Raw genomic sequence first — 21,607 nt, 5'->3', positions numbered from 1 at the left:
AAATAATTTTCCGAATGCGCGTTTTTTCAGCAAAACACCTGTGAGCGTGCCATAAAACAAGCAATTTGCCGTTTTTGCAACCGCAATCACACTTCCAGGTGGCATACTAAAGAGGAATAAAAAGAAAAAGGAAGATAAGTAATGCCTTTAAGCGCACAACAGTTAGCTGCACAGAAAAACCTTTCATATGTTCTGGCTGAGAAGCTGGCACAACGAATCTTAAAAGGTGAATACGCACCTGGCACCATTTTGCCGGGTGAAATTGAACTGGGTGAGCAATTTGGTGTGAGTCGTACTGCGGTACGCGAAGCGGTCAAGACGTTAACAGCAAAGGGGATGGTTTTACCGCGTCCACGAATTGGTACTCGGGTCATGCCACAATCCAACTGGAACTTTCTTGATCAGGAATTACTCACCTGGTGGATGACAGAAGAGAACTTTCATCAGGTCATTGATCACTTTCTGGTTATGCGTATATGTCTGGAGCCGCAAGCCTGTTTACTGGCTGCAACGGTAGGAACAGCAGAACAGAAGGCGCATCTCAACACGCTAATGGCCGAAATGGTCGCATTAAAAGATAACTTTCGCCGAGAACGTTGGGTTGAGGTCGATATGGCCTGGCATGAGCACATCTATGAAATGAGCGCCAATCCGTTTTTGACCTCTTTCGCCTCGCTATTCCATTCGGTTTATCACACTTACTTCACGTCAATAACCAGTGACACCGTGATAAAGCTGGATCTGCACCAGGCGATCGTCGATGCGATTATCCAAAGCGATGGCAACGCGGCATTTAAGGCTTGTCAGGCGCTACTACGCACTCCGGATAAGTGATAACCAGACAAAGGGACATTGAATGAGCGAGAAAAAGAAGCGCAGTATGGCGGGTTTGCCATGGATTGCGGCGATGGCTTTCTTCATGCAGGCACTTGATGCCACTATCCTGAATACAGCCCTACCCGATATCGCTCATAGTCTTAATCGCTCCCCCCTCGCTATGCAATCGGCCATCATCAGTTACACGCTGACGGTGGCGATGCTTATTCCGGTCAGCGGATGGCTGGCCGATCGCTTCGGCACACGCCGCGTTTTTACCATTGCCGTTAGCTTGTTCACGTTGGGTTCTCTGGCCTGCGCACTCTCAAACTCGCTGCCACAACTGGTTGTCTTCCGTGTTATTCAGGGGATAGGCGGCGCAATGATGATGCCGGTTGCTCGCCTGGCGTTACTACGCGCATACCCACGCAATGAACTCCTCCCTGTACTGAATTTTGTCGCTATGCCGGGTCTGGTAGGGCCGATTTTAGGGCCCGTTCTTGGGGGCATGTTAGTCACGTGGGCAACATGGCACTGGATCTTTTTAATCAATATTCCCATTGGTATTGCGGGCCTTCTTTACGCTCGCAAACATATGCCCAACTTCACCACAGCACGTCGAAAATTTGATATCACTGGTTTCTTACTGTTTGGTCTTAGCCTTGTGCTCTTCTCAAGTGGAATAGAGCTGTTTGGTGAGAAAATTGTTGAAACCTGGATAGCCTTGACGGTCATTGTGGCCAGCATAGTGTTACTGCTTCTCTATATCCTCCATGCGCGACGAACGCCAAACCCATTAATTTCATTAAATTTATTTAAAACCCGCACTTTCTCGATCGGTATCGTAGGCAATATTGCAACCCGTCTGGGGACCGGCTGTGTACCGTTCCTTATGCCATTGATGTTACAGGTAGGATTTGGTTATCAGGCGTTTATTGCTGGCTGCATGATGGCACCGATAGCGTTAGGCTCCATTATTGCGAAATCGATGGTTACGCAGGTTTTACGGCGTCTGGGCTATCGCCATACGTTAGTGGGAATTACGGTGATTATTGGTTTGATGATCGCCCAGTTCTCATTGCAATCTCCGGCAATGGCGATCTGGATGCTAATTTTGCCGTTGTTTATTTTAGGGATGGCGATGTCGACGCAATTTACCGCGATGAATACCATAACACTTGCCGATCTGACCGATGACAACGCCAGCAGTGGTAATAGCGTTCTGGCTGTCACGCAACAGTTGTCGATCAGTTTAGGTGTAGCCGTTAGCGCAGCCGTTCTTCGCGTTTACGAAGGGATGGAAGGTACGACGATTGTTGAACAATTCCACTATACGTTTATTACGATGGGGATGATTACGGTTGCTTCAGCAGCGATGTTCATGCTCCTGAAGGCAACTGATGGTAATAATTTGATTAAACGCCAGCAAAAATCTAAGCCGAGCCGCGCGCCATCAGAATCGGAGTAAGTTGTAATCGTTGTTGCTGTAAGGTTGGCTGCGCCATTCGGTGGATGAGTACATCAATCGCCAGCTCTCCCAATTCATCTTTCGGTTGATGGATAGTGGTGAGCGGTGGCGTCATATAACGTGCCAGTTCAATATCGTCATAACCAATCACCGCGATATCCTGCGGGACATGCAATCCAGCCTGGTACAACGCCTGGTAAACACCCACTGCCATTGCGTCATTTCCGGTAAAGACCGCCTGAGGACGCAGAGGATGTGATAACAGCTGTCGCATCGCGTCAAACCCGCCGTTAAATTCAAAATCGCCAGTCACTTCATAGCCATCGGGAATGTCGAGGCCAGCACGTTTCATCGCCGCCCGATAACCTTCCAGCCGCAATCGGGCAGGCGTTTTATCCAGAGGCCCGGTAATACAGGCGATACGAGTATGACCTTTGTCGATCAGATATTGCGTTGCTAAATCGCCTCCCAGCAACGAGTTATCCTGAATGAGATCGCTGTCGCCATCGAACGGCGCCCAGTCCATCATCACGGTAGGCACAGTCGGATAACGTTGCATGATTTCACGCGAAGGCTGATGCGTTTCGGTGCACAGTAACAGCAAGCCATCAACACGCTTTTGCATCAACGTTTCCAGATTACGATTCATTCGCTGCTCATCGCCTTCGGTATTACAAAGGACAAGACTATAACCGCGCTCGAAGCAGCTGCGTTCAACACCACGCACCAGTTCTGAATAGAAAGGATTGGTACTGGCAGTGATCAACATGCCAATGGTATGTGTTTGATTGAGTTTGAGGCTACGCGCCAGAGCTGATGGCGCGTAATTGAGTTCTTTAATCGCCGCTTCAACTTTGGCGGTAATCGCTTCACTGACGAAGCGATCTTTATTGATGACGTGAGAAACTGTTGAGGTAGAAACGCCCGCCAGGCGGGCAACATCTTTCATTGTAGCCAAGCGTCACCTCTGCCTGTCTAAAAATGCGTCGATCTCTTCACGCCACGGTACGGAAGGTTGTGCACCTTTACGTGTTACGGCAATCGCAGCGGCGGCATGGGCAAAACGAATCGCCTCTGGTAATGGTTTTTCTTCCAGCAACGCCGTGATTAACGCGCCGTTAAAGGTATCTCCGGCAGCAATGGTATCGACAGCCTGCACCCGGAATCCAGGAACGCGCTGACCTTCACCATTCACGCTAGCCCATACACCACGACTTCCTAAAGTAATCAGTACAGTACGGATACCTTTTTCATGCAGTACCTGCGCCGCCTTCGCCGCATCGTCATCATTTTCAACACGAATACCGGTGAGCTTTTCTGCTTCCGTTTCGTTTGGCGTAATAATGTCCACCAGCGCCAACAGTTCGTCAGGAAGTTCGCGAGCCGGGGCCGGGTTAAGCGCAACGATAGTCTTATTTTGATGGGCAATTTTCGCTGCTGCCATCACACTTTCGAGTGGTGATTCCAGCTGCATTAATAATGCTGAGGCATTCGCAATACGCTCACGTTGCGCTTCCACCAGCGCCGGGGAAAGGGCAGCATTAGCGCCAGCATGAATACCAATGACATTCTCACCTTCGCCATTAACAAAAATCAGCGCTACACCTGTTGATTCACCTTTGATCACGCTGACCGGAGAAATATCAATGTTATCAGTAGCGAGCTGCTGACGTACGCTCTCGCCAATACTGTCATCGCCCGTGCAGGCTATAAACGAGATATTCGCGCCGCTACGCCCTGCTGCCACCGCCTGATTCGCGCCTTTGCCGCCAAATGCGACTTGATAGTGGTTACCGGTTACGGTTTCGCCTGGAGTAGGAAAAGATTGAAGATTAAGGATATGGTCAGCATTAATGCTGCCAAGAACAACGAGGCTGCCTGCGTTTTGCATATTCGGGATGTCCATAAAATGCGCCACCGGGTTAGGGTGGCGCGTGCCCTGCTTTTCTTTATATTACACGTTCATCTGTCGATGACGTATTGATGCCACTATCAGGTTATAAAACCTGACTAAGACTACTGCTTAACAACCAGTTTCAGATCAACCGGATATTTCGCCTGAACTTTTTCGCCTTTCAGAACTTTGTCCGCGGTTTCGACACCTTTCGCGCCAATCTGATCGGGTAACTGAGCGATAGTCGCTGCCAGTTTGCCATCATTTACTGCTTTTTCGCCATCAGGTGTACCGTCAAATCCGACGACCATCACATCCGATTTACCAGCAGTTTGCAGCGCACGCAGTGCGCCCAGCGCCATTTCATCATTCTGCGCGAACACTGCCTGCACATCCGGATGAGCGGTCAACAGGTTCTGCATTACGTTCAAACCTTTGGTACGGTCGAAGTCTGCCGGCTGGCTGGCAAGGACGTTAAATTTGTGAGCAGCAACAGCCTGCTGGAAGCCTTCGCCACGTTCACGGGCTGCGGATGTACCGGCAATGCCTTGCAGCTCGATAACTTTGGCACCTTCGCCCGCTTTCTTCGCGATGTAATCACCGGCGATTTTGCCGCCCAGTACGTTATCAGAAGCAATGTGGCTCACCACTTCGCCTTTCGTGGCCTGACGGTCAAGGGTGATAACCGGGATGTTAGCCTGGTTTGCCATCTTCACGGCGTTACCCACCGCATCGGAGTCGGTTGGGTTAATCAGCAGAATTTTGGTGCCGCGAACGGTTAAGTCCTGCACGTTCGCCAGCTCTTTCGCCGGGTTGTTCTGGGAGTCCAGCACCACCAGGTTATAGCCGAGTTTATCCGCCTCTTTCTGCGCGCCATCTTTCAGCGATACAAAGAACGGGTTATTGAGTGTGGAAACCACCAGCGCAATGGTGTCTTTTGCCATTGCATTCGCACTAACGGTGGCGCTTAGCGCAACAGCAGAAACCAGGGTAGCCAGTTTTTTCATGTTCATATTCAAGATGTCCTGTAGTCGTTATTACTGCTTTTTGTTGTCTACCAGCACCGCCAGCAAAATCACCACAGCTTTGACGATCATCTGGTAATAGGAGGAAACACCTAACAAATTCAATCCATTATTAAGGAAGCCAAGAATTAATGCGCCGATCAACGTCCCAACAATGCGACCTTTTCCGCCCGCCAGACTCGTACCGCCCAGAACCACCGCAGCAATAGCATCCAGCTCATAGCCAGTCCCCGCCGTGGGTTGTGCGGAGGAGAGGCGCGCCACTTCAATGATCCCGGCCAGCGATGCCAGCAGACCACAAAGAGAATAGACGATGATTTTGATTTTATTGACGTTGATACCAGAAAGACGCGTTGCCGCTTCGTTGCCGCCCAGCGCGTAGATGTAACGCCCCAGACGCGTGTGATGCAGCATGTACCAGGCCGCGAGGAAGACAATCCCCATGATCCAGACTGGCGTCGGTACGCCCAGCGGACGACCAATACCAAACCAGCCAAACAGATCGGCGTTCTCAGTAAAGCCGGTATTCACTGGGCTACCGTTGGTATAAACCATAGTCACGCCGCGCAGCAATAACATCATCACGAGGGTAGCGATAAACGCCTGGACGCGGCCTTTCGCCACAATCACCCCTGTTACCGCACCAATTGCGGCACCTAATGCCAGTGCGGCAGCGACAGCCACCAGCGCATTGACTTCAATGCCGACGATAGACGCAGCAACTGCGCCAGTCAGCGCCAACAGAGAACCGACGGACAAGTCGATGCCCGACGTCAGGATCACCAGCGTCATCCCTACCGCCATAATGGCGTTCACCGAGGTTTGCTGGAGAATATTGAATAAGTTATTGATGGTGAAAAAGTTCGGGCTTAACGTCGAGACAATCGCGATCAGCACCAGCAGAGCGATAAGCGATTTCTGCTCCATCAGCCACGCTTTCGTGAAATAACGGCGACCAGAAACAGTCTGGGTTGTCATTTTTTTACTCCTGATTCACGCGATTAAGCTTGCCCACAGCGGCAGCCATTAACACTTCCTGGGTGGCTTGCTCACGAGTAAATTCCCCGCTGAGATGCCCTTCATGCATGACGATGATGCGATCGCTCATGCCTAATACTTCTGGCATCTCTGATGACACCAGAATGATGCTCAAGCCATCGGCTTTGAACTGGTTGATCAGTTGATAGATCTCTTTTTTCGCGCCGACATCTACACCACGGGTAGGTTCATCAAGGATAAGTACTTTCGGGCGCGTCATCAGACCGCGGGCAATCGCCACTTTTTGCTGATTGCCACCGGAGAGCAGGCCAATTGCCTGTTCCATTGACGGCGTTTTCACATTGAACAGGCGAATAAAATCACTCACTGCCTGTTGTTCATCGGCATGCTTCAAACTGCCGCCAGTACGGCTGAAGTAGCGCAGCGCAGTCAGCGACATATTTTCTTTTACTGACATGCCCAGTACTAAACCGTCGCGTTTACGGTCTTCAGAGATATACACAATGCCGTTTGCCAGGCCATCCTGCGGTGAACGAGTAATAACTTCATGCCCATCCAGCGTGACATAACCGCTGGTGCGCGGCAGTGCGCCATAGAGCACTTTCATTAATTCGGTACGCCCCGCGCCCATCAAACCAGAGACGCCAAGGATTTCGCCATTGCGTAGGGTAAAAGAGACGTTGTTAACACCAGGCCCGCAGAGATTATCGACTTTCAGGCGGATATCTCCCGGCGCTTTGTCCAGGTGTGGATACTGCTCTTCCAGCTTGCGGCCCACCATCATCTCAATCAGCGAATCTTCGGTCAGTGATGCCACTTCACGCTCGGCAATAAATTGCCCGTCACGAAAAATGGTAACGTCATCGCAAATCTCGAAGATTTCTTTCATGCGGTGGGAGATATAGACAATGCCGCGCCCTTGCGATTTCAGCTCGCGAATGACGCGGAACAGGGATTCGGTTTCGGTATCAGTCAGCGCATCTGTCGGTTCATCCATAATGATGACTTTCGACTCAAAGCTCAGCACTTTGGCAATTTCAACCATTTGCTGGTCACCGATGGAAAGATCGCCCACCAGCTTGTCGCTTTTAAAGCGCAGGTTAAGTTTAGCCAGCAATTTATCCGCTTCGGCATACATGGTTTTCCAGTCAATTTTGCCAAAGCGATTAACAAACTCACGACCGAGGAAAATGTTTTCGGCAATGGTCAACTGCGGGATCAGGTTCAGCTCCTGGTGGATAATCCCAATCCCGGCTTCCTGGGAAGATTTCGGCCCGGTAAATGTCGTTTCTTTCCCCAGCCATAAAAGCGTACCGGCATCGCGAGTATAGATACCGGTAAGCACTTTCATCATGGTGGATTTACCCGCGCCGTTTTCGCCTACCAGCGCCATCACGCGGCCCGGATAGACATTTAACGCGGCGCCCGAGAGGGCTTTTACGCCCGGAAAGGCTTTATCAATGCCTTTAAGCTGTAGTAATGCTTCCATGACGACCTCAGAACGTCACGCCAGCACAGAGAATGATATTCGCATACGGAGAACATTCTCCGCTGCGAATTACCGCCTGACTTTCTGCGGTTAGTTGTTTGAATTGTTCATGCGTGGTGTAACGAATTTCAATGGTGTTTCCCTGGTGTTGTTGCAGCTGCTCAAGGTGAGTGAGCAACGTTTCGTGGAGTTGCGGATTATGTTGTTTGATCTCTTCCGCGATAATGGCTGCCTCAACCTGCATTTCACTCGTAACAACTCCCAGTACCTGCATAAAAGAAGGTACGCCCTGGGTTAATGCCACATCGATACGCGTTGTACTTTTTGGGATGGGTAAACCAGCATCACACACCACCAGCGTATCGGTATGCCCCAGACGGGAGATCACCGACGAAATATCAGAATTAAGAACGGTGCCTTTTTTCATTTTTTTCTCCATCAGCGAAACGTTTCGCTGACCAGCAGTTTAATCCTGACTGAACAGAGAAAACCATCGCAACGTTACTGAAATGTGATCAACATCGAAACGTTTTACATCGTGATTAAGCATGAAAAACAAAAACGCCTCCTTTATGGAGAAAGGAGGCGTCTGGCGTTAGATTTCGACCTGAGTACCTAGTTCAATAACCCTGTTTGGTGGGATTTCAAACTGATCTGGTGCACGCAGTGCATTACGCTGCAACAGCAAGTACAGTTTGCCACGCAAACGTAAGTACCACGGGCGTTTGCCGAGGATCAACGACTCATGGGACATAAAGAAGGAGGTTTCCATCATCCGGCAACTTAAGCCTTCCAGGCCACAGCGGTGGAAGACTTCTTCCACGTTTGGCGTTTCCCGCCAGCCGTAACTTGCCACCACGCGCCAGAAAGTGGGCGACAGTTGTTCAATCTGTACCCGACGGACGTTATGGACATATGGCGCGTCTTCGGTACGCAGAGTTAACAGAATCACCCGCTCATGCAATACCTTGTTATGTTTCAGGTTATGCATCAGCGCAAAGGGAATGACGTTGATTGCACGCGACATGTACACCGCGGTTCCGGGAACGCGAACGGGCGGTGATTTTTCCAGCGAAGCAATCATCGCTTCCAGAGAGTTACCATGTTCATGCATCCGTCGCAGCAGGCGGAAACGCTCGCTCTTCCAGGTGGTCATCACGATAAACATCACCGTACCGAGGCTCAATGGCAACCAGCCGCCGGAGAGCAGTTTATCGAGGTTAGCGGTGAACAATGGAATATCGACACAAAGGAAGGCTATCAGGATCAGCGCAACAAAATACTTATTCCAGTGCCAGTTCTGACGCGCCACGGTAGTCGAAAGAATAGACGTCAGTACCATCGTTCCGGTCACCGCAATCCCATACGCCGCCGCCAGGTTACTGGAGTGCTCAAAGCTGACAATCACAATCACGACCGCGACATAGAGCATCCAGTTCACAAACGGAATATAGATTTGCCCTGACTCCCTTTCGGAGGTGTGAATGATACGCATCGGCGAAAGATATCCCAGACGTACCGCCTGACGCGTCAATGAGAAAACGCCAGAGATAACTGCCTGCGAGGCAATCACCGTTGCCAGTGCAGCGATGATCAGCAGCGGGATTAGCGCCCAATCAGGTGCTAACAGGAAGAACGGGTTCTTAATCGCTTCCGGGTTCTTTAACAACAGCGCTCCCTGGCCGAAGTAATTAAGGGTTAAGGAAGGCAAGACGACAGTGAACCACGCCAGGCGAATCGGGAACTTACCAAAATGCCCCATATCGGCATACAGCGCCTCGACCCCCGTAATCGACAGCACAACTGCTCCTAATGCAATAAAAGAAACCGTTTTGTATTCAAGGAAGAAATGCACTGCCCACATCGGATTCAGCGCATGCAGCACTTCCGGGTTAGCAATAATGCTACGTAACCCCAGCCCTGCCAGAATCAAAAACCAGGTCAGCATGATCGGCGCAAACAGCTTACCGACCATAGCCGTGCCATGTTTTTGAATCATAAACAGTAAAGTAAGAACGATGATTGAGAGGGGAACTATCCAGGTATCCAGTTGCGGGGCGACGATTTCCAGACCTTCAATGGCAGACATCACCGAAATGGCGGGTGTTATGACGACTTCGCCATAGAAAAAGCTGCCACCGATTAGCCCCATAATCACCAGCATTGATGTGGTTCGCGCCGACGTATTACGCCCGGCAAGCGACATCAACGTCAGGATCCCCCCTTCACCGGCGTTATCCGCGCGCATCACGAAGGTAAGGTATTTGATGGAAACCACAAAGATTAGCAGCCAGAAGATCAGCGATAAAAAGCCAAACACGGCATCGCGTTCAACGCCAAAACCAAACTGGCCGGACAAACATTCACGAAGTGTATATAACGGGCTGGTACCAATATCGCCGTAGACAACTCCAATCGCCGCGAGGGTTATCGCGGGCAACGATTGCTTATTATCAGTGCTCATAGACTAGTCTTTCGTTGAAATATGAAATGTGTGCGTAGTCCCTTGGCCCACAAAAAAGCGCTCAGTATGCACGATTAACGGCAAAATCGTACTCCTAAATGCGGCCACATTAACCTGGCTCAAAGAAAAATATCCCTTCTTTGAGACTATTTTTGCCACCAGCAAGAAACGTCTATACTCGCAATTTACGCAGAACTTTTGACGAAAGGACGCCACTTCATTATGGCTCACCCTCATTTATTAGCGGAAAGAATTTCCCGCCTGAGCAGCGCGCTGGAAAAGGGGCTTTATGAACGTAGCCACGCCATCCGCCTGTGTTTGTTAGCGGCATTAAGTGGTGAAAGCGTGTTCCTGCTTGGCCCCCCAGGTATTGCTAAAAGTCTGATCGCCCGTCGCTTAAAATTCGCCTTCCAGAATGCGCGCGCTTTTGAATATCTGATGACCCGCTTCTCCACCCCGGAAGAAGTTTTTGGCCCCCTTTCCATTCAGGCGTTAAAAGATGAGGGACGCTATGAACGCTTAACCAGCGGTTACCTGCCGGAAGCAGAAATCGTCTTTCTGGATGAAATCTGGAAAGCTGGCCCGGCAATTCTTAATACCCTGCTAACCGCTATTAACGAACGTCAATTCCGTAACGGTGCTCATGTCGAAAAAATCCCGATGCGCTTGCTCGTGGCGGCCTCCAACGAGCTGCCGGAAGCAGACAGCAGTCTGGAAGCGTTATATGACCGCATGCTGATTCGTCTGTGGTTAGATAAAGTGCAGGATAAAGCGAATTTCCGCTCCATGCTGACCAGCCAACAAGATGAAAATAACAATCCGGTTCCTGCCGCCTTGCAGGTCACTGATGAAGAATATGAACGCTGGCAAAAAGAGATTAGTGAAATTACGCTGCCCGATCATGTATTTGAGCTGATTTTTATGCTGCGCCAGCAACTGGATAAATTACCGGATGCGCCTTACGTCTCCGATCGTCGCTGGAAAAAAGCGATCCGCTTATTGCAGGCCAGCGCTTTTTTTAGTGGTCGCAGTGCTGTTGCCCCGGTTGATCTTATCTTGCTGAAAGATTGCCTGTGGTATGACGCGCAAAGCCTGAATTTGATTCAACAACAAATTGATTTATTGATGACCGGTCATGCCTGGCAACAGCAAGGGATGTTGACCCGCCTGGGCGCGATTGTGCAACGTCGTCTGCAACTCCAGCAGCAACAAAGCGATAAAACAGCCTTAACGGTAATTCGTCTGGGCGGCATTTTCAGCCGTCGTCAGCAGTATCAGCTTCCTGTCAACGTTACTGCTTCCAATCTGACTCTGCTGCTGCAAAAACCGTTAAAACTGCATGATATGGAAGTAGTTCATATCTCCTTTGAGCGTAGCGCGCTGGAACAGTGGCTGAGCAAAGGTGGTGAAATTCGTGGCAAACTGAACGGTATCGGCTTTGCCCAGAAACTGAATCTGGAAGTTGATAGCGCCCAACATCTGGTTGTACGCGATGTAAGTTTACAAGGCAGTATGCTGGCGCTCCCCGGTTCATCGGCTGAAGGTCTACCAGATGAAATAAAACAACAACTGGAAGAGCTTGAAAGCGACTGGCGTAAGCAACACATTTTATTCAGCGAACAGCAAAAATGTCTGTTTATCCCTGGCGACTGGTTAGGTCGCATTGAAGCCAGCCTACAGGATGTCGGCGCCCAGATTCGCCAGGCGCAACAATGCTAACACTGGATACGCTCAATGTGATGCTGGCCGTCAGCGAAGAGGGATTGATCGAAGAGATGATCATCGCGCTGCTGGCCTCACCGCAGCTGGTGGTATTCTTTGAAAAATTCCCGCGCCTCAAGGCGGCAATCACCGATGATATTCCCCGCTGGCGTGAGGTGCTGCATAGCCGTCTGAAAGATACGCGTGTCCCGCCGGAACTCACTGAAGAGGTCATGTGCTATCAGCAAAGCCAGCTTCTCTCCACGCCGCAGTTTATTGTGCAGCTACCGCAGATTCTGGACTTACTGCATCGTCTGAATTCCCCGTGGGCCGAACAAGCCCGACAGCTGGTTGATGCTAACAGCACTATCACTCCATCATTGCATACGCTTTTTCTCCAGCGTTGGCGCTTAAGCCTGATTGTGCAAGCGACGACCCTGAATCAGCAGTTATTAGAAGAAGAACGCGAACAACTGTTGAGCGAAGTTCAGGAACGCATGACATTAAGCGGACAGCTCGAACCAGTTCTGGCAGATAACAACACCGCAGCCGGTCGTCTGTGGGATATGAGCGCCGGTCAGCTTAAACGCGGCGACTATCAGTTGATTGTGAAATACGGGGAATTTCTTAACGAACAGCCGGAACTGAAACGTCTGGCGGAACAGCTGGGACGTTCGCGGGAGGCCAAATCAATACCCCGCAACGATGCGCAGATGGAAACCTTCCGCACTATGGTGCGCGAACCGGCAACCGTTCCTGAGCAGGTGGATGGCCTGCAACAAAGCGATGATATTTTACGCCTTCTGCCGCCAGAACTGGCGACACTGGGCATCACTGAACTGGAATATGAATTTTATCGTCGGCTGGTGGAAAAACAGTTGCTCACCTATCGTCTGCACGGTGAATCATGGCGTGAAAAAGTGATCGAACGCCCGGTGGTACATAAAGATTACGACGAACAACCGCGTGGACCGTTTATTGTCTGCGTAGATACTTCCGGCTCAATGGGCGGTTTTAATGAGCAGTGTGCGAAAGCGTTCTGTCTGGCCTTGATGCGCATAGCCCTCGCTGAAAATCGACGCTGCTATATTATGTTATTTTCCACCGAGATCGTCCGTTACGAGCTTTCAGGCCCACAAGGTCTTGAACAAGCGATCCGCTTTTTAAGTCAGCAGTTTCGTGGCGGCACCGATCTGGCCAGTTGTTTTCGCGCCATTATGGAACGCTTACAAAGTCGGGAATGGTTTGACGCTGATGCGGTGGTGATTTCTGATTTTATCGCCCAGCGGTTGCCTGACGATGTGACGAGTAAAGTGAAAGAGTTGCAGCGGGTACATCAGCATCGCTTTCACGCCGTGGCGATGTCAGCACACGGCAAACCCGGCATCATGCGCATTTTCGATCATATCTGGCGCTTTGATACCGGGATGCGAAGCCGCCTGCTCAGACGCTGGCGGCGATAAACGATTACAGCAGAGAAGGGACGCTCTCACGAACAGCTGCCGGCCATACACCACACTGAACCTGGCCAATATGCGGCAGTTGCAGCAGCAGCATGGTCAAACGAGACTGGCCAATACCGCCACCGATGGTCTGCGGCATTTCACCACGCAGCAGCGCCTGATGCCATTCCAGCTGCAGACGATCTTCATCACCAGTCAGCGCCAGTTGATGCTTCAGCGTGTCGGCATCCACGCGGATCCCCATGGAAGAAAGCTCAAACGCATCTTCCAGTACTGGGTTCCATACCAGAATATCGCCGTTCAGACCCGCATGGCCCAGCTCTGACGGGGTGCTCCAGTCATCATAATCCGGTGCGCGCACGTCGTGGCGATGACCATCGCTCAGCTTGCCACCAATCCCTACGAGGAATACCGCGCCAAGATCTTTCGCAATCGCCCGCTCACGCCCTTTGGCATCGAGATCCGGATAACGAGACAGTAACTCCTGGCTGTGTACGAAATGGATCTGATCCGGCAGGAACGGTGCCAGACCAAACTCTTCGCTAACAGCAGCTTCGGTTGCTTTAATTCCCGCCCAGATCGCCTCTACTGTGCTTTTCAGAGTGGAGAATTGACGCTCACCGTCGCCCATTACGCGTTCCCAGTCCCACTGGTCAACATAGACCGAGTGCAGCGGGGAAAGACGGTCTTCATCGGGGCGAAGGGCTTTCATGTGCGTGTACAGCCCTTCGCCCACGCTGAAGTCGTGTTGCCCTAATGTCTGACGTTTCCACTTCGCCAGTGAATGAACCACTTCGAACTGGGCATCAGGCAGAGCTTTCACTTTTACCTGTACCGCTTTTTCACAGCCCGACAAGTTATCCTGCGTACCATCCCCCACACGGCTAAGAATCGGCGCCTGGACTTCAATCAGCCCTAAGCGTTCTTCCAGTTGACGAGAAAAGTGAGATTTCACGAAGCTAATTTGACGTTGTTTGGCAATGTAAGCGGTTTTCATTTTTTATACTCCTGCGTCCTGTTGCTTATGATTAAGCAACAAAAACCGACACACATGCAATAATCATTCAATAAAAAGCCAAACTCATTTTTGATTCGTTAAAAAAGAAGGCTAAAATAGAACAAATCATCAATACACATAAGAAAATCCTATGGAAAATTATCTGATCGACAATCTGGACCGCGGCATCCTGGAAGCATTAATGGGCAATGCACGCACCGCTTACGCCGAACTGGCGAAACAATTTGGCGTAAGCCCGGGGACGATTCACGTTCGTGTAGAGAAAATGAAGCAGGCGGGGATCATTACCGGCGCCCGTATCGACGTCAGCCCAAAACAGCTCGGTTATGACGTAGGCTGTTTTATCGGCATTATCCTGAAGAGCGCAAAAGACTATCCTTCCGCGCTGGCAAAGCTGGAAAGTCTCGACGAAGTCACCGAAGCCTATTACACCACCGGCCACTACAGCATCTTTATAAAAGTAATGTGCCGCTCGATCGACGCCCTCCAGCATGTACTTATCAACAAGATCCAAACAATTGATGAAATTCAGTCCACCGAGACATTGATCGTCCTGCAGAACCCGATCATGCGCACCATCAAGCCCTGATCAGCTTTTTTAATCCCATACTTTTCCACAGGTAGATCCCAGCGCGTTCACAGCGTACAATACGCCACTCTTAATAAAGGTGGCGGTTTATGGCAGATATCACTCTTATCAGCGGCAGCACCCTGGGCGGTGCCGAATATGTAGCAGAACACCTGGCTGAAAAGCTGGAAGAGGCGGGTTTTACCACCGAAACGCTGCACGGTCCGCTGTTAGAAGATTTATCTGCCTCTGGGATCTGGCTGGTTATCAGCTCAACCCACGGTGCCGGAGACATTCCGGACAACCTTTCTCCTTTCTATGAAGCATTGCAGGAACAAAAGCCCGCTCTTTCTGCGGTGCGCTTTGGCGCAATCGGTATTGGCAGTCGTGAATACGACACTTTTTGTGGGGCCATAGATAAACTCGAGGCAGAACTCAAAAATTCCGGTGCAAAACAGATTGGTGAAACACTGAAGATCAACATCCTTGATCACGACATTCCGGAAGATCCGGCAGAAGAATGGCTGGGATCGTGGATTAATTTACTCAAATAAGTATACAGATCGTGCGATCTACTGTGGATAACTCTGTCAGGAAGCTTGGATCAACCGGTAGTTATCCAAAGAACAACTGTTGTTCAGTTTTTGAGTTGTGCATAACCCCTCATTCTGATCCCAGCTTATACTGTCCAGGATCACCGATCATTCACAGTTAATGATCCTTTCCAGGTTGTTGATCTTAAAAGCCGGATCTTTGTTATCCACAGGGCAGTGCGATCCTAATAAGAGATCACAATAGAACAGATCTCTAAATAAATAGATCTTCTTTTTAATACCCAGGATCCCGGGTCTTTCTCAAGCCGACAAAGTTGAGTAGAATCCACGGCCCGGGCTTCAATCCATTTTCATACCGCGTTATGCGAGGCAATCACCATGTTTTATCCGGATCCTTTTGACGTCATCATCATTGGCGGGGGTCATGCAGGCACCGAGGCCGCGATGGCCGCGGCGCGTATGGGTCAACAGACTCTGCTTTTGACACACAATATCGACACTCTGGGGCAGATGAGCTGCAACCCGGCGATCGGCGGTATTGGGAAGGGACATCTGGTAAAAGAAGTGGATGCACTCGGCGGTCTGATGGCGAAAGCGATCGATCAGGCGGGTATCCAGTTTAGGATACTAAACGCCAGCAAAGGGCCGGCGGTTCGCGCCACCCGAGCTCAGGCGGATCGCGTGCTCTATCGTCAGGCAGTACGTACTGCGCTGGAGAACCAACCGAACCTGATGATCTTCCAGCAGGCGGTTGAAGATCTTATTGTCGAAAACGATCGCGTGGTCGGTGCTGTTACCCAAATGGGACTGAAGTTCCGTGCCAAAGCCGTCGTGCTCACCGTTGGGACGTTCCTCGACGGTAAAATTCATATCGGTCTGGATAATTACAGCGGTGGCCGTGCTGGTGATCCGCCATCCATTCCGCTTTCTCGCCGTTTGCGTGAACTGCCGCTGCGCGTTGGTCGTCTGAAAACCGGGACGCCGCCGCGTATCGATGCGCGCACTATCGACTTCAGCGTGCTGGCGCAACAGCATGGCGATAACCCAATGCCGGTATTCTCGTTCATGGGCAATGCGGCCCAGCATCCCCAGCAGGTTCCGTGTTATATCACCCATACCAACGAGAAAACCCATGATGTGATCCGCAGTAACCTCGATCGCAGCCCAATGTACGCAGGGGTGATCGAAGGTGTTGGCCCACGCTACTGCCCGTCGATCGAAGACAAAGTCATGCGCTTTGCCGACAGAAATCAGCATCAGATCTTCCTTGAACCGGAAGGGCTGACGTCTAACGAAATTTATCCGAACGGTATCTCCACCAGCCTGCCGTTCGATGTGCAGATGCAAATCGTCCGCTCCATGCAGGGGATGGAAAATGCGAAGATCGTGCGTCCTGGTTATGCCATCGAATATGACTTCTTCGATCCGCGTGACCTGAAGCCAACGCTGGAGAGTAAGTTTATCCAGGGCCTGTTCTTTGCTGGTCAGATTAACGGCACTACCGGTTATGAAGAAGCCGCTGCGCAAGGTTTGCTGGCCGGTCTTAACGCTGCCCGTCTGTCTGCTGACAAAGAAGGTTGGGCTCCGGCGCGTTCTCAGGCGTATCTCGGCGTACTGGTTGATGACCTGTGCACTTTAGGAACCAAAGAACCGTACCGTATGTTTACCTCCCGCGCAGAATATCGTCTGATGCTGCGCGAAGATAACGCGGATCTGCGTTTGACTGAAATCGGTCGTGAACTGGGTCTGGTAGATGACGAACGCTGGGCGCGCTTTAACGAGAAGCTTGAGAACATCGAGCGTGAGCGTCAGCGCCTGAAGTCAACTTGGGTAACGCCGTCAGCGGAAGCTGCAGCCGAAGTGAATGCTCACCTGACTGCGCCGCTTTCCCGTGAAGCCAGCGGTGAAGATCTGCTGCGTCGTCCGGAAATGACTTATGAAAAATTAACCACGCTGACGCCGTTTTCCCCTGCGTTGACAGACGAACAGGCGGCGGAACAGGTTGAGATTCAGGTTAAATACGAAGGTTATATTGCGCGCCAGCAAGATGAGATCGAAAAGCAACAGCGTAACGAGAACACGCTGCTGCCTGCGACGCTGGATTACCGCCAGGTATCCGGTCTGTCTAACGAAGTGATCGCCAAACTTAACGATCACAAACCGGCCTCTATCGGTCAGGCTTCGCGTATTTCTGGCGTTACGCCTGCGGCCATCTCCATTCTTCTGGTGTGGCTGAAAAAACAGGGTATGCTGCGTCGTAGCGCATAACGCATTAAAAATGCCAGGTAAGCACCCGCTTACCTGGCAACGCATCAAGAACAGGTAATCACCGTGCTCAACAAACTCTCTTCACTGCTGAAAGACGCAGGAATTTCGCTTACCGATCACCAGAAAAATCAGCTTATTGCCTACGTAAATATGCTGCATAAATGGAATAAAGCGTACAACCTGACCTCGGTCCGCGATCCTAACGAGATGCTGGTACGCCATATTCTCGACAGCATTGTTGTTGCTCCATATCTGCAAGGTGAGCGTTTTATCGATGTGGGAACCGGACCGGGGTTGCCTGGCATACCGCTTTCCATCGTGCGTCCTGAAGCCCATTTCACATTGCTGGATAGCCTTGGTAAACGCGTTCGTTTCCTCCGTCAGGTGCAACATGAGCTTAAACTGGAGAATATTGAGCCAGTACAGAGCAGGGTAGAAGAGTTTCCGTCAGAGCCGCCATTTGATGGCGTAATTAGCCGCGCTTTTGCCTCTCTGAACGATATGGTGAGCTGGTGCCATCATCTTCCTGGTGAGCAAGGCCGTTTCTACGCGCTGAAAGGGCAAATGCCGGAAGATGAAATCGCTTTGTTGCCCGAAGAATATCAGGTTGAATCAGTGATTAAACTTCAGGTTCCAGCCCTGGATGGCGAACGTCATCTGGTGGTTATTAAAGCAAATAAAATTTAATTTTTATCAAAAAAATAATAAAAAATTGACCGGTTAGACTGTTAACAACAACCAGGTTTTCTACTGATATAACTGGTTACATTTAACGCCACGTTCACTATTTTGTATCAACAAAGTAACGTGGCTTTTTTTGGTAAGCAGAAAATAAGTCATTAGTGAAAATATCAGGCTGCTAAAAATCGGCGCTAAGAACCATAACTGCCTGTTAAAATTTTATTAAGAATGTCAATGGGTGGTTTTTGTTGTGTAAATGCTATTTTTGAAAAGAGTATCTGTTTTTAGAGTTAAATATCAGAAGCTTGCAAAGGCATCATTTGCCAAGTAAATAAATATGCTACGGGTGAACATGCTCGATATGTGATCTGAAGCACGCTTTACCACTAGTGTTTACGCGTTATTTACAGTTTTTCATGATCCACCACGGTTAGCAGAAAAGTCGCAATTGTATGCACTGGAAAAATATTTAAACATTTATTCACCTTTTGGCTACTTATTGTTTGAAATCACGGGGGCGCACCGTATAATTTGACCGCTTTTTGATGCTTGACTCTAAGCCTTAAAGAAAGTTTTATACGACACGCGGCATACCTCGAAGGGAGCAGGAGTGAAAAACGTGATGTCTGTGTCGCTCTTGAGTCGAAACGTTGCTCGGAAGCTTCTGCTCGTTCAGTTACTGGTGGTGATAGCAAGTGGATTGCTGTTCAGCCTCAAAGACCCCTTCTGGGGCGTCTCTGCGTTAAGTGGAGGCCTGGCAGTCTTTCTGCCTAACGTTTTTTTTATGATATTTGCCTGGCGTCACCAGGCGCATACACCAGCGAAAGGCCGGGTGGCCTGGACGTTCGCATTTGGCGAAGCTTTCAAAGTTCTGGCTATGTTGGTGTTACTGGTGGTGGCGTTGGCTGTTTTAAAGGCGGTATTCTTGCCGCTGATCGTTACGTGGGTTTTGGTGCTGGTGGTTCAGATACTGGCACCGGCTGTAATTAACAACAAAGGGTAAAAGGCATCATGGCTTCAGAAAATATGACGCCGCAGGATTACATAGGACACCACCTGAATAACCTTCAGCTGGACCTGCGTACATTCTCGCTGGTGGATCCGCATAACCCCCCAGCCACCTTCTGGACAATTAATATTGACTCCATGTTCTTCTCGGTGGTGCTGGGTCTGTTGTTCCTGGTTTTATTCCGTAGCGTAGCCAAAAAGGCAACCAGCGGCGTGCCAGGTAAGTTTCAGACCGCGATTGAGCTGGTGATCGGCTTTGTTAATGGTAGCGTGAAAGACATGTACCATGGCAAAAGCAAGCTGATTGCTCCGCTGGCCCTGACGATCTTCGTCTGGGTGTTCCTGATGAACCTGATGGATTTACTGCCTATCGACCTGCTGCCGTACATTGCTGAACATGTACTGGGTCTGCCTGCACTGCGTGTGGTTCCGTCTGCGGACGTGAACGTAACACTGTCTATGGCTCTGGGCGTATTTATCCTGATTCTGTTCTACAGCATCAAAATGAAAGGCATCGGCGGCTTCACGAAAGAGTTGACGCTGCAGCCGTTCAATCACTGGGCGTTCATTCCTGTCAACTTAATCCTTGAAGGGGTAAGCCTGCTGTCCAAACCAGTTTCACTCGGTTTGCGACTGTTCGGTAACATGTATGCCGGTGAGCTGATTTTCATTCTGATTGCTGGTCTGTTGCCGTGGTGGTCACAGTGGATCCTGAATGTGCCGTGGGCCATTTTCCACATCCTGATCATTACGCTGCAAGCCTTCATCTTCATGGTTCTGACGATCGTCTATCTGTCGATGGCGTCTGAAGAGCATTAATTTACCAACACTACTACGTTTTAACTGAAACAAACTGGAGACTGTCATGGAAAACCTGAATATGGATCTGCTGTACATGGCTGCCGCTGTGATGATGGGTCTGGCGGCAATCGGTGCTGCGATCGGTATCGGCATCCTCGGGGGTAAATTCCTGGAAGGCGCAGCGCGTCAACCTGATCTGATTCCTCTGCTGCGTACTCAGTTCTTTATCGTTATGGGTCTGGTGGATGCTATCCCGATGATCGCTGTAGGTCTGGGTCTGTACGTGATGTTCGCTGTCGCGTAGTAAGCGTTGCTTTTATTTAAAGAGCAATATCAGAACGTTAACTAAATAGAGGCATTGTGCTGTGAATCTTAACGCAACAATCCTCGGCCAGGCCATCGCGTTTGTCCTGTTCGTTCTGTTCTGCATGAAGTACGTATGGCCGCCATTAATGGCAGCCATCGAAAAACGTCAAAAAGAAATTGCTGACGGTCTTGCTTCCGCAGAACGAGCACATAAGGACCTTGACCTTGCAAAGGCCAGCGCGACCGACCAGCTGAAAAAAGCGAAAGCGGAAGCCCAGGTAATCATCGAGCAGGCGAACAAACGCCGCTCGCAGATTCTGGACGAAGCGAAAGCTGAGGCAGAACAGGAACGTACTAAAATCGTGGCCCAGGCGCAGGCGGAAATTGAAGCCGAGCGTAAACGTGCCCGTGAAGAGCTGCGTAAGCAAGTTGCTATCCTGGCTGTTGCTGGCGCCGAGAAGATCATCGAACGTTCCGTGGATGAAGCTGCTAACAGCGACATCGTGGATAAACTTGTCGCTGAACTGTAAGGAGGGAGGGGCTGATGTCTGAATTTATTACGGTAGCTCGCCCCTACGCCAAAGCAGCTTTTGACTTTGCCGTCGAACACCAAAGTGTAGAACGCTGGCAGGACATGCTGGCGTTTGCCGCCGAGGTAACCAAAAACGAACAGATGGCAGAGCTTCTCTCTGGTGCACTGGCGCCAGAAACGCTCGCCGAGTCGTTTATCGCAGTTTGTGGTGAGCAACTGGACGAAAACGGTCAGAACCTGATTCGGGTTATGGCTGAAAATGGTCGTCTTAACGCGCTCCCGGATGTTCTGGAGCAGTTTATTCACCTGCGTGCCGTGAGTGAGGCTACCGCTGAGGTAGACGTCATTTCCGCTGCTGCATTGAGTGAACAACAGCTCGCGAAAATTTCTGCTGCGATGGAAAAACGTCTGTCACGCAAAGTTAAGCTGAATTGCAAAATCGATAAGTCTGTAATGGCAGGCGTTATCATCCGAGCGGGTGATATGGTCATTGATGGCAGCGTACGCGGTCGTCTTGAGCGCCTTGCAGACGTCTTGCAGTCTTAAGGGGAC

The 21,607-nt window shown here is 50.4% G+C and carries 21 protein-coding genes; 13 read left to right on the top strand and 8 right to left on the bottom strand.

The genetic code is table 11. The features are described 5' to 3' along the window. Window positions 1-141: 141 nt before the first annotated feature. Entirely contained in the window at window positions 142-834 is a 693-nt protein-coding gene (locus D9738_RS21435; RefSeq protein ID WP_130261127.1) for a FadR/GntR family transcriptional regulator, read from the top strand. 22 nt (window positions 835-856) lie between these two features. Then, entirely contained in the window at window positions 857-2,284 is a 1,428-nt protein-coding gene (mdtD, locus tag D9738_RS21430) for a multidrug transporter subunit MdtD (RefSeq protein ID WP_130261126.1), read from the top strand. On the opposite strand, the gene rbsR is transcribed toward mdtD, so the two are convergent. The 7 genes from rbsR to kup form a co-directional block, all read right to left on the bottom strand. Next, window positions 2,250-3,242, bottom strand: coding sequence for a ribose operon transcriptional repressor RbsR (gene rbsR, locus D9738_RS21425; protein WP_130261125.1), 993 nt, complete (start codon window positions 3,240-3,242; stop codon window positions 2,250-2,252). The two genes, mdtD and rbsR, sit on opposite strands and share 35 nt — an antisense overlap. A 3-nt stretch (window positions 3,243-3,245) precedes the next feature. Beyond that, entirely contained in the window at window positions 3,246-4,175 is a 930-nt protein-coding gene (gene rbsK, locus D9738_RS21420) for a ribokinase (RefSeq protein ID WP_130261136.1), read from the bottom strand. Window positions 4,176-4,300: 125 nt separating this feature from the next. Beyond that, window positions 4,301-5,191, bottom strand: a complete 891-nt coding sequence (gene rbsB / locus D9738_RS21415; protein WP_001056273.1) for a ribose ABC transporter substrate-binding protein RbsB — start codon at window positions 5,189-5,191, stop codon at window positions 4,301-4,303. 24 nt (window positions 5,192-5,215) lie between these two features. Then, window positions 5,216-6,181, bottom strand: a complete 966-nt coding sequence (gene rbsC, locus D9738_RS21410; RefSeq protein WP_000211858.1) for a ribose ABC transporter permease — start codon at window positions 6,179-6,181, stop codon at window positions 5,216-5,218. A gap of 4 nt (window positions 6,182-6,185) precedes the next feature. After that, window positions 6,186-7,691 carry a ribose ABC transporter ATP-binding protein RbsA gene (gene rbsA / locus D9738_RS21405; protein ID WP_130206842.1) on the bottom strand — a complete coding sequence of 502 codons (1,506 nt, stop codon included), beginning with the start codon at window positions 7,689-7,691 and terminating at the stop codon, window positions 6,186-6,188. A 7-nt stretch (window positions 7,692-7,698) separates the two neighbouring features. Next, on the bottom strand, window positions 7,699-8,118 hold the full coding sequence (rbsD, locus tag D9738_RS21400; protein WP_130206840.1) for a D-ribose pyranase: 420 nt from the start codon (window positions 8,116-8,118) through the stop codon (window positions 7,699-7,701). A 168-nt stretch (window positions 8,119-8,286) separates the two neighbouring features. Next, a complete protein-coding gene (kup, locus tag D9738_RS21395) occupies window positions 8,287-10,155 on the bottom strand; it encodes a low affinity potassium transporter Kup (RefSeq protein WP_130206838.1) in 1,869 nt (622 codons plus the stop codon). Window positions 10,156-10,377: 222 nt separating this feature from the next. On the opposite strand from kup, the gene ravA reads away from it, so the two are divergent. Together ravA and viaA are read left to right on the top strand one after the other, a co-directional pair. Beyond that, a complete protein-coding gene (gene ravA / locus D9738_RS21390) occupies window positions 10,378-11,874 on the top strand; it encodes an ATPase RavA (protein ID WP_130261124.1) in 1,497 nt (498 codons plus the stop codon). After that, window positions 11,868-13,319, top strand: a complete 1,452-nt coding sequence (gene viaA, locus D9738_RS21385) for an ATPase RavA stimulator ViaA (protein ID WP_130206834.1) — start codon at window positions 11,868-11,870, stop codon at window positions 13,317-13,319. Before ravA ends, viaA begins: the two co-directional genes overlap by 7 nt. Before the next feature lie 4 nt (window positions 13,320-13,323). Here the strand turns inward: viaA and asnA are convergent, their stop codons facing one another. Further along, complete coding sequence (asnA, locus tag D9738_RS21380) at window positions 13,324-14,316, bottom strand: aspartate--ammonia ligase (RefSeq protein ID WP_000845136.1); 993 nt, start codon at window positions 14,314-14,316, stop codon at window positions 13,324-13,326. 151 nt (window positions 14,317-14,467) lie between these two features. Here asnA and asnC point away from each other — a divergent pair, with 151 nt between their 5' ends. From asnC to atpH, 9 genes are all read left to right on the top strand, one after another. Next, window positions 14,468-14,926 carry a transcriptional regulator AsnC gene (asnC, locus tag D9738_RS21375; RefSeq protein WP_000432970.1) on the top strand — a complete coding sequence of 153 codons (459 nt, stop codon included), beginning with the start codon at window positions 14,468-14,470 and terminating at the stop codon, window positions 14,924-14,926. An 89-nt stretch (window positions 14,927-15,015) separates the two neighbouring features. Next, the gene (mioC, locus tag D9738_RS21370) at window positions 15,016-15,459 is read left to right on the top strand and encodes an FMN-binding protein MioC (RefSeq protein WP_130261123.1); all 444 of its coding nucleotides are present in this window, start codon (window positions 15,016-15,018) and stop codon (window positions 15,457-15,459) included. Window positions 15,460-15,837: 378 nt separating this feature from the next. Continuing rightward, window positions 15,838-17,727, top strand: coding sequence for a tRNA uridine-5-carboxymethylaminomethyl(34) synthesis enzyme MnmG (gene mnmG / locus D9738_RS21365; RefSeq protein ID WP_130206830.1), 1,890 nt, complete (start codon window positions 15,838-15,840; stop codon window positions 17,725-17,727). Window positions 17,728-17,790: 63 nt separating this feature from the next. Then, a complete protein-coding gene (gene rsmG, locus D9738_RS21360) occupies window positions 17,791-18,414 on the top strand; it encodes a 16S rRNA (guanine(527)-N(7))-methyltransferase RsmG (RefSeq protein ID WP_130206828.1) in 624 nt (207 codons plus the stop codon). 616 nt (window positions 18,415-19,030) lie between these two features. Continuing rightward, window positions 19,031-19,411 carry a F0F1 ATP synthase subunit I gene (atpI, locus tag D9738_RS21355; protein ID WP_130206826.1) on the top strand — a complete coding sequence of 127 codons (381 nt, stop codon included), beginning with the start codon at window positions 19,031-19,033 and terminating at the stop codon, window positions 19,409-19,411. Window positions 19,412-19,419: 8 nt separating this feature from the next. Beyond that, window positions 19,420-20,235, top strand: a complete 816-nt coding sequence (atpB, locus tag D9738_RS21350; RefSeq protein WP_000135618.1) for a F0F1 ATP synthase subunit A — start codon at window positions 19,420-19,422, stop codon at window positions 20,233-20,235. A gap of 46 nt (window positions 20,236-20,281) precedes the next feature. Continuing rightward, window positions 20,282-20,521, top strand: coding sequence for a F0F1 ATP synthase subunit C (atpE, locus tag D9738_RS21345; protein ID WP_000429386.1), 240 nt, complete (start codon window positions 20,282-20,284; stop codon window positions 20,519-20,521). Between the two features lie 61 nt (window positions 20,522-20,582). Continuing rightward, window positions 20,583-21,053, top strand: a complete 471-nt coding sequence (gene atpF, locus D9738_RS21340) for a F0F1 ATP synthase subunit B (RefSeq protein WP_001052219.1) — start codon at window positions 20,583-20,585, stop codon at window positions 21,051-21,053. Between the two features lie 14 nt (window positions 21,054-21,067). Continuing rightward, window positions 21,068-21,601, top strand: a complete 534-nt coding sequence (gene atpH, locus D9738_RS21335; protein WP_001288587.1) for a F0F1 ATP synthase subunit delta — start codon at window positions 21,068-21,070, stop codon at window positions 21,599-21,601. Window positions 21,602-21,607: the final 6 nt, after the last annotated feature.

It is taken from the genome of Escherichia sp. E10V5, assembly GCF_004212315.1.
Classification (GTDB): Bacteria; Pseudomonadota; Gammaproteobacteria; order Enterobacterales; family Enterobacteriaceae; genus Escherichia.
This window is presented reverse-complemented; position numbering and strand designations above follow the sequence as displayed.